A 7,846-nucleotide genomic window follows, 5' to 3' on the forward strand; every position below is an offset into this window, starting at 1 on the left:
ACATGTTCGAAAGACTAACCAAGCACGCTGGCAAGCTGGAGGACAGAAACATGAATGTCGAGCTTGGGGGCGGGACGCTCGGACTCGAGGATTTCGTCGACGATTTCTATGAACTGGACGGGTTCGCGGACACCAGCTACTTCGAGACGCTTGAACGCCATGGCATCGACACCTCGGAAGGCATAGACAGCTGCGACATCGACCATGGGGACATTGACCTGATACGTGCATGCATCACGTGGTGCGTTCGTGGCGACCGCTTCTGCGACGGACTCCTTGCCGCGCAAGCCAGGAGCGGGTTTCTGGACCGCTGCCTCTTCCGGCTGAAGGAGCTCGACGAGGGCTGAACGGCGGCCACGAAGACGTCTGGCGCTGCGACAGCACAGCGATGCGACAATGCCATGCCGTCGCACTCCGTCATGCCACCAAATCAAAAGCGGAACCATCGCTCAATCTTGAGATGCATTGACCAAAGGCTCACGTTTCTACCGAGAAGTCGAGAGCGCGGGGCACACTGTGGCGCTTTATCCTCAGCTCATAGCTGCACTGCTTACTTAAAATGAACCCGTGGTCAAGATGAACTACGAGAATCATAGCGGGCGGATACCGCCCGTATGCCCCCTTCGGAATAGGCGGGCTCGCCGGCGTTCACGGCACGGTAGATGGTGGAGAAGCTCACGACGCAGCGCCCGCCGCGCTCGAGGCGGGACCTGCCGTCTATCTGCTCGGGCGACCGGCGGTCGTCGACGATGCGCCTGCGCACCTCGGCCGCGAGGGCCGGGTCGGAGAGCCTCTTGCGGGGCCTGCAGGCCTTGCGGCGGGCGTCGGAGCGCGACTGGGCGGCGATGGCCCCGTAGCGCCCGTTTCGGCCGTTCCTGGCGATCTCCCTGCTCACCGTGGACTTGTTCCTGCCTATCGCAGCGGCGATAGCCGAGACCCCCTCATGCCTCGCGTGCATCTCCGCTATCCTGTCGCGCTCCTCGGCGCTAAGATGCCTGTAGCGGCGCATGTCCCCTCGCTCCGACGTTGACCTAGACAGCCAACATCGTAGCCCCCGGGAGTGCGCCACGCTCGTGAGCAGGCCCCATGCCGTTGCACTCAGAATGCTAATCCGCCGCCCTAAAAAACGCCTCGAAACCCCTTCTGAGATTTCGAGGCGCAGAACGCGCGATGCTTTTTTCCTTTTAAAGACAATAGCCTACCAAATGCCAAGCAGATGCTGCATGCCCAGGCTCACCAGAGCGATGCCGATCCAGCAGCACAGACCCATAAAGATGGGTTTGCCGCCCGTCTTAACCAGCTTGACTATATTGGTGTTGAAACCAATCGCCGCCATAGCCATAACAATGAAGAACTTGGAGAGCTCCTTTATGGGCGCGGTCACGCCCGCAGGTAGCGCGAAGACCGTGGTGATCACGCTGGCAAGCACAAAGAAGAGGATAAAGAAGGGGAAGATCTTCTTGATATCGAACGTGCCCGCAGCTTCGCCGCCCTCGCCGTTCGCGGCGGCGCGCTTGGCCTTGTGAACCTGCCAAAATGCCAGCGCCAGCGTGATGGGGATGATGGCGAGCGTGCGGGTGAGCTTCACAATGGTCGCCTCGTCCAACGTATTGGCGCCAGGGTGTATGCCGTCCCACGCGGCAGCGGCGGCGGTTACGGACGAGGTGTCGTTGACGGCGGTGCCGGCAAACAGGCCAAAGCCCTCGTTTGAAAGGCCAAGCATGCCGCCAAGAGCCGGGAAAATAAGCGCGGCGATGATGTTGAACAAGAAGATGACGCTGATGGCCTGCGCGATCTCCTCATCGTCCGCATCGATAACCGGAGCGGTCGCCGCGATTGCCGAGCCGCCGCAGATTGACGACCCCACGCCCACCAGAGTGGAAATCTTGGTGGGGATCTTGAGGGCGCGATGCAGGGCGAAAGAAATCACCAGCGACGTGGTGATAGTCGCCACGATAATGGGCAGCGAACGGGCGCCCACGCGCGCGATCTGGGAAAGGTTGAGGCCAAAGCCCAACAGGATAACCGCGTACTGCAAGATCTTCTTAGAGGTGAACTTGATACCGGGCGCAAACGGCAACGCCGCGTCGTCCTTAATAAACAGCGCCAGCACCATACCGATGAGGATGGCGAAGACCGGCCCGCCGATCACGTCGAAGCGCTTGCCCAAAAACCATGCCGGCAGAGCGATAAGCAGGCATAGCGCCACGCCCCTCCAGCTATCTTGAACCTTGTCCCACGTTCTTTCCGCCATATCTTCTTCCTCTCTATACGCGCCGTCCCTGCATGCGCGGAACCGCTCCGCCGCCTACGACATAAACCCAAATCTCTCTCGGCAAACAGCCAAGATTGAATGCATAGCGATAGTACTACCTTGGCTTATAATTCTTTTCACCCTATTGGTTATCACTCTATAAGTATTTGTTATATATGGACGATGTTATAGATGATTCTTGAGCATAGGAGTCAACGTGCTGGATTACCGCACCCATACGTTCTTGACGGTCTGCAGGCTGGGCAGCTTCACGCAGGCGGCAGCGGAGCTCCATATCACCCAGCCCGCCGTATCGCAGCATATCCGGCAGCTCGAGGCGCATTACGGGTGCGCCCTCTTCCACAAGGGCGGCCGGCGCGGCGAGCTCACGCAAGCGGGGGCGATGCTGTTTCGAGCGCTCGAAACAATGGAGAACGATGAGACGAGGCTCAAGGCGCAAGCGAAAGCCCTAACGCTGGAGCAGCCCGCCAAGGCTCCCCTGCGTTTTGGCTGCACGCGCACCATCTGCGACTATTGGATTCCCCGCGTACTCGCCCGCCATATGGCAAAACATCCCGACGAGATGGTGCAGATGAGCGTTGGCAACACGCAGGAGCTTGTGGAAGGCCTGGAGGCCGGTACTATTGATTTCGCCTTGGTAGAAGGATCCTTTAACAGGGCCCTCTTCGACTCCGCCCCGGTATCGCGCGAGCGCTATGTAGCTGTTGGGAGCGCAGATGAGTTCGACGCGTCCTATAAGCCGGTATCCATGGCCAGCCTACTCGACCGCAGGCTCATCCTACGCGAAGCGGGGTCGGGCACGCGCGAGATCCTAGAGAAGCACCTCGCCGCGCGCGACCTCGATCTTGACGACTTCGCAGGCACGTTCGAGGTCGCCAGCATCCCCGCCATCAAGCTGTGCGTCCGGGCGGGGACTGGCATTACGTTTTTGTACCGCGCAGCGGTTGAGCGCGAGCTCGATCAGGGCGAGCTGCGCGACATCACCCCAAGCGACTTCTTTGTCGAGCACGACTTTCGCCTGATCTGGCAACGTGGCAGCCTCGCTGCGCGCCGCTACCAGGAAATCGCCCGCTCCTGGAGGCGATAAAGCCCGCAGTGCCCGCGCACGTACACAGGCAGAAGCCCGGCTCCGCGCCAAAAACGGCCTCCGATGGCGCCTAAAAACCAAAATCGACCTCCAGTGGCAAAAACCAACGCCAAAACAGGCCTCCGATGACACTTTTACCATTGCCATCGGAGGTCGATTTTGGCAAGCTGCAGGTAGAGACGTCGCTCATTTTTATGGCAAGCGCTCGTATTTGCCACCGAAGGCCAAAAATGGGCTCTTCGACGTTTCTAGTGGGTAGCGCATGTCAGCTTCTTCTGGGCCGTGAAGTCCAGGCGGCCCAGCCGGAGGAAGATTATCGTCCTGAAATAGGCGATGCTCCTGAAGCCCCTTGCAGCGCTGCGGACCGACTGGACGACGGGGTTCAGCCCTTCCAGGAACGAGTTTGTGGAGCCCCTCTTCCACCAGTTCAGGATGCCCTCCCGCTCCTTCCTGAGCGTCCTCGCCACGGTCTTCATCTCCCTGACATTGGAGTGCATCTGGCCTCCACGCCGCCTCCGAGGCCGCGAGCGCCCATGGGGGTTCCGTCTCGCTCGCCAACAGCCCCTCGGGCGGCGCGGTGGCCACCATCGCGGTCCCCCTGTGCGGGGCCTGACGACTCAGGCCCTCACACCGGCGTGTCTCGCAATCAAACGCTTCCCGGATAATAATGCCCGTTGCAGGGCTCGCCCTGGCTAGTCGCCGCCCATGTGCATGAGCATGTCAGCAATGCGAGTCGCCATCTCGTCCGCCGCTGCACGGATGTTGGCGACCCAGGACGCAAGGCCGGTCTGATCGGATGCCTCCGCTTCAAGCACGTCGTAGTTCGCGGTCACCGCCATGAGCGGGGTGACGAGGTCGTGCGAGGCGGTGCAAACGAACGCGCGCTCCCGCGCCTCGGCCTCCGCCACCGGTCGCAGGGCACGTCCCGCTGCCGCCCACGCCACGGCGAGCGCCCAAAAGCCGAAGCGATCGGCGTCACTCGCTTCGCTAAATCAACTTTATGGGATGACGGATCACGGTCTTGAGCTTCTCCGGCGCGCACTTGCGCGGGTCGGAGAGGTAAATCTCGTGATGCAGACAGGCTTCGGAGAAGTCGGGGGCGTAGCCCCGTTCCGCTGCAAATGTGCGCATGGCGTCTATGGTCGCCGGTTCGTCGTTGTAAGGCCCGGTATGCATGCGCTGAATGCAAAGACCCTCGTCGACCCTCAGCAGCTCGACCGACGAGAAGTCCAGCTTCTTCTTGGCAGCGGCTTCCGAGACGGCCCAGTCGAAGTCCTCGCGAGTGACGAAATCGGGCAGGCGGATGCATGAGATGAGGTTGAAGTCGTCCTTCCGCGCGTAATCGATCCCGCCATCGGTGTGGTCTTGCCACCAGAAGCCCTCGAGCGGAGGCACGACGAAGTCGAAATAGCCTTCGATCTCTCGCGGGCCGTTTTTCGACATCTTGATGGTATAGGCGACGCCATAGGGCATCGGCAACGCGTTCTGCTACGCGCCGCCTTCGGCATTGGGATCGCCCTTGCCCCGCACGGCAACGTAGCTCATAGACGGAACGATCAGAAAGCTCGGCTTGTCAGGCGGTTTGCCCGCGATGTTGTAGCGCACCGTAGACGCTGATGGAGATGGCTGCGCGCAGGCACGAGTGCGCCGCCGCACCTCATAGCCTGTTTCTCGGGTATTTGGGGCGCGCGGCGTTCAAAAATGTGAAGCGGTTCCGCATGGCTCGGGATTGAGCCGAGGTGCCCTACTTCTCGCCCTCCAGCAGGCCCACGATGCGGTCGATGTCGACGGCGAAGCGGGGCCTTCCTTCGCGCTCGTAGCGGTCGAGGTACGCCTGGCACTCGGAGACAATGCGCTTGGTGTTGCCGTCGATGATGCGCTGGAGCGTCTCGTAGTAGGCCGAGCCCTCGGTCCTGAAGCGACGCTGGTAGGACTTGGTTATGGGGAACATCTTGATGTAGTGGATGCCGTGGCGACAGCCGGGGCGCGTCGTGGGGCGGGGTGGCAACGCAAAGTACTGGTCTTTGGGCACGTTGGGGGCGATGTTGGAATGCAGCGGCACGGCGAAGTCCCTGCGCTTCCCGCGGAAACGCAGCCTCACCACCACGATGCAGGGGAGATTGTGCTTAAGCATGAGCTCGCGGTCGCCCTCGACGAGGTCGAAGAAGTCCTGGGAGATGGATACGATCTTCATCGGTTGCGCCCCCTTCATACGAAGCGGGGCCCGCATCGCTGCAGGCCCCTACATGTGGGCGATATTCTACGCCTTGCGGCACCCCGTCGCCCACGGAGGTTAAACGTACACGTAAGCCGTACTCTGAAAGCCGCGGCTTCCGGCAAGTAGTTTATACCACGAAAGGTCGCTTTCAATGCGCATAGCTCGCAAAACAACACTCGCTGGGCCGCCACCCCTGGCAGTTACCCACCAATCTTCATTGGAGTCAGCAGGTCAATTCATATAGTTATGGGGGTGCATCCTAAAGGAAATCCAATTTATACCCCCATAACTAAGGTATTTTCTATTCCCACTCGATGGCTTCGGTTCTGTCGTCCCGTCATTCCAGTTGCACCCAGTTTTCGGCATCGACACGGAACGCGTGCCGCCGAATGACGCGATGTCGCGTTTCGTCGGCTTCGTGGACAAAAGTTGGGACAACCTCAAAAACTTTTTTCAAACTCAGGGCATTGAGTTTTTGTTTTTGTCCCAAAGGAGCTTCCGGCCGTGATTCGGGTGCCCGATTGGGCGGAATCGCCCGTTTCTGAAACTCAACCGCAGCATCACGCGCAAGCCACTCGCAACAACTGCAAATGATTGGTCGCGGGCGGCTTCCAACGCGATTCCAAAGCCGCAGGTCAGGCGACTGCGCTGCTGACAGGGAAAGGGAGTCGTATCAGGCGGCTTGCCCATGAGTCGACGATGAGGCCTCCATCGAATGTCGAGAACATGCTGGTAAAATAGGCAATACTTTTTATGACAGGAGACCGAGCATGGCCGAACCCCACGATAGGAAGCCGATCCTCACGATCGAGCAGCAGATAGAGCACCTCAAGCAGAAGGGCGTAGCCTTCGAGCTGTGTTCCGAGGAAGAGGCCGCGGACTACCTGCGTGACAAGTGCAACTTCTTCAAGCTCGCATCCTACCGCAAACTCTTCTCGAAATACGAGGGAGGCCCGCGCGACGGCCGCTACGTAGACCTCGACTTCTGCCAGCTGCGCCTGCTCGCGGCGCTCGACCAGGAGCTGCGCCACGCCCTGCTCGGCATGACGCTCGACATCGAGCATTTCCAGAAGGTGACACTGCTTCGCGAGATGGAGGACCGCGGAGAGGACGGCTACGCCATCGTGGCCGACTATATGGCATCGCTTACCACTGCAAACAGGGAGTACCGCCTGCGCGAGCTCAAGATGAGCGGCCGCAGCCCCTACAGCTCGAGCCTCTACGCGAAGTACTCCGGCGACATGCCCGCCTGGGCCTTCCTTGAGCTCACCTCGTTCGGCACCCTCATCGACTTCGTGCGCTTCTGCGCCAGGCGATGGGACGACAGGCGCCTCGAGGCCTCCCACTACGACCTCAAGCGCGTGAAGTCCGTCCGCAACTGCGCCGCGCACGGCTCGTGCCTGATCAACTGCTTCGCCGAGAGGGGCGCCGCCCGGGGCTCGGCGTCCAGCGGTGTCTCCCGAAGGGTCGCCGCCGTGGGAATTCCCAAGGCGACCAGGAGGAAGTGGATGGGGAATACGGCCATGCAGGAGGTCGCGACCGTGCTCGTGGCGCACTCCGGCTTGGTACCCGAGGGCTCCTCGCGCTCGCGCGCCGCATCCGAGCTCGCCGAGATGTTCGCCAGGGCCGACGGCGAAACCGAGGCGCTGCCCGACAAGGGGCCCGACGCCGCAGCTCGCTCCGCGCTCGAGTTTCTTCGCAGGTTGACAGAATCGATCGGGTTGGTAGAATAGCCTGCAGATAGCAAAACCTTCACGGTTTTAGGGGCGGACTTGCGCAAGCGACTCTGCCCTATTTTTTTACGCTTCAGGCATGCGCAGCGGAGCTAGAAGAACCACTTGCAGTAGAGACCGCCCTGGAATATCGCATGGCAGACCGTCAGCACGAGCAGGCCCACTTCGAGCCATTTGGGGAAGGGGTCCTCTTCTCGGTTTGTGGAGCCCCGATCGGGCCAGTCTGGAGAATACACGTCGCCGTACTCGTCGCCCCCCGCCGGCCTCGTCGGCCAGGAGGGCGAGTGCCTCGTCTAATTCCCCCACGGGTGTCCCCCCCGTCGAACCCGACCTGGAAGATGCTGGTACAATACCGCAGACGGCCGGCTCCGGCTATCTTCCGCCGCACCAGGCGGATACGGGCAGGATGGACGCCGGCAAGGCCTACGCCCTTCGCAAGGGCATGGCGAACCTGGATAGGAGAATCTGAGCTCCCATCAACTTTACGCCGTCAACGCTTCGAGCTCCCTTGAATTCTCAGACAGTACATGATA

General features: G+C 60.8%; 8 protein-coding genes and 1 pseudogene. 3 read left to right on the forward strand and 6 right to left on the reverse strand.

Annotation, left to right across the window (positions count from 1 at the left end):
• The first annotated feature begins 2 nt into the window (after positions 1–2).
• Entirely contained in the window at positions 3–347 is a 345-nt protein-coding gene (locus tag DXD49_RS05080; RefSeq protein WP_117734605.1) for a DUF6508 domain-containing protein, read from the forward strand.
• Between the two features lie 224 nt (positions 348–571).
• On the opposite strand, the gene DXD49_RS05085 is transcribed toward DXD49_RS05080, so the two are convergent.
• Positions 572–1,009 carry a helix-turn-helix domain-containing protein gene (locus DXD49_RS05085; RefSeq protein ID WP_117734606.1) on the reverse strand — a complete coding sequence of 146 codons (438 nt, stop codon included), beginning with the start codon at positions 1,007–1,009 and terminating at the stop codon, positions 572–574.
• Positions 1,010–1,198: 189 nt separating this feature from the next.
• Complete coding sequence (locus tag DXD49_RS05090; protein WP_117734607.1) at positions 1,199–2,254, reverse strand: YeiH family protein; 1,056 nt, start codon at positions 2,252–2,254, stop codon at positions 1,199–1,201.
• Between the two features lie 217 nt (positions 2,255–2,471).
• Between DXD49_RS05090 and DXD49_RS05095 the strand changes: the two genes are divergently transcribed.
• Complete coding sequence (locus tag DXD49_RS05095; RefSeq protein WP_117734608.1) at positions 2,472–3,362, forward strand: LysR family transcriptional regulator; 891 nt, start codon at positions 2,472–2,474, stop codon at positions 3,360–3,362.
• Between the two features lie 248 nt (positions 3,363–3,610).
• Here DXD49_RS05095 and DXD49_RS05100 read toward each other — a convergent pair whose 3' ends face one another.
• The 4 genes and pseudogenes from DXD49_RS05100 to DXD49_RS05115 form a co-directional block, all read right to left on the reverse strand.
• Positions 3,611–3,859 carry a transposase gene (locus DXD49_RS05100; RefSeq protein WP_117794380.1) on the reverse strand — a complete coding sequence of 83 codons (249 nt, stop codon included), beginning with the start codon at positions 3,857–3,859 and terminating at the stop codon, positions 3,611–3,613.
• 195 nt (positions 3,860–4,054) lie between these two features.
• Positions 4,055–4,270, reverse strand: a complete 216-nt coding sequence (locus DXD49_RS05105) for a histidine kinase dimerization/phospho-acceptor domain-containing protein (protein ID WP_006720091.1) — start codon at positions 4,268–4,270, stop codon at positions 4,055–4,057.
• Positions 4,271–4,349: 79 nt separating this feature from the next.
• Positions 4,350–4,967 (reverse strand): annotated as a pseudogene (locus DXD49_RS05110) (GyrI-like domain-containing protein).
• Positions 4,968–5,106: 139 nt separating this feature from the next.
• Entirely contained in the window at positions 5,107–5,556 is a 450-nt protein-coding gene (locus DXD49_RS05115) for a hypothetical protein (protein WP_117794381.1), read from the reverse strand.
• A gap of 794 nt (positions 5,557–6,350) precedes the next feature.
• On the opposite strand from DXD49_RS05115, the gene DXD49_RS05120 reads away from it, so the two are divergent.
• Positions 6,351–7,313 carry an Abi family protein gene (locus tag DXD49_RS05120; RefSeq protein ID WP_117794382.1) on the forward strand — a complete coding sequence of 321 codons (963 nt, stop codon included), beginning with the start codon at positions 6,351–6,353 and terminating at the stop codon, positions 7,311–7,313.
• The last annotated feature ends 533 nt before the right edge of the window (positions 7,314–7,846 follow it).

Source organism: Collinsella sp. TM05-38, assembly GCF_003466445.1.
GTDB lineage: Bacteria > Actinomycetota > Coriobacteriia > Coriobacteriales > Coriobacteriaceae > Collinsella.

Excerpts from the sequence above, each read along its gene's own strand:
- DXD49_RS05085 (WP_117734606.1), bottom strand. The coding sequence starts at position 1,009 with ATGCGCCGCTACAGGCATCTTAGCGCCGAGGAGCGCGACAGGATAGCG.
- DXD49_RS05090 (WP_117734607.1), bottom strand. The coding sequence starts at position 2,254 with ATGGCGGAAAGAACGTGGGACAAGGTTCAAGATAGCTGGAGGGGCGTG.
- DXD49_RS05115 (WP_117794381.1), bottom strand. The coding sequence starts at position 5,556 with ATGAAGATCGTATCCATCTCCCAGGACTTCTTCGACCTCGTCGAGGGC.
- DXD49_RS05100 (WP_117794380.1), bottom strand. The coding sequence starts at position 3,859 with ATGCACTCCAATGTCAGGGAGATGAAGACCGTGGCGAGGACGCTCAGG.
- DXD49_RS05080 (WP_117734605.1), top strand. The coding sequence starts at position 3 with ATGTTCGAAAGACTAACCAAGCACGCTGGCAAGCTGGAGGACAGAAAC.
- DXD49_RS05120 (WP_117794382.1), top strand. The coding sequence starts at position 6,351 with ATGGCCGAACCCCACGATAGGAAGCCGATCCTCACGATCGAGCAGCAG.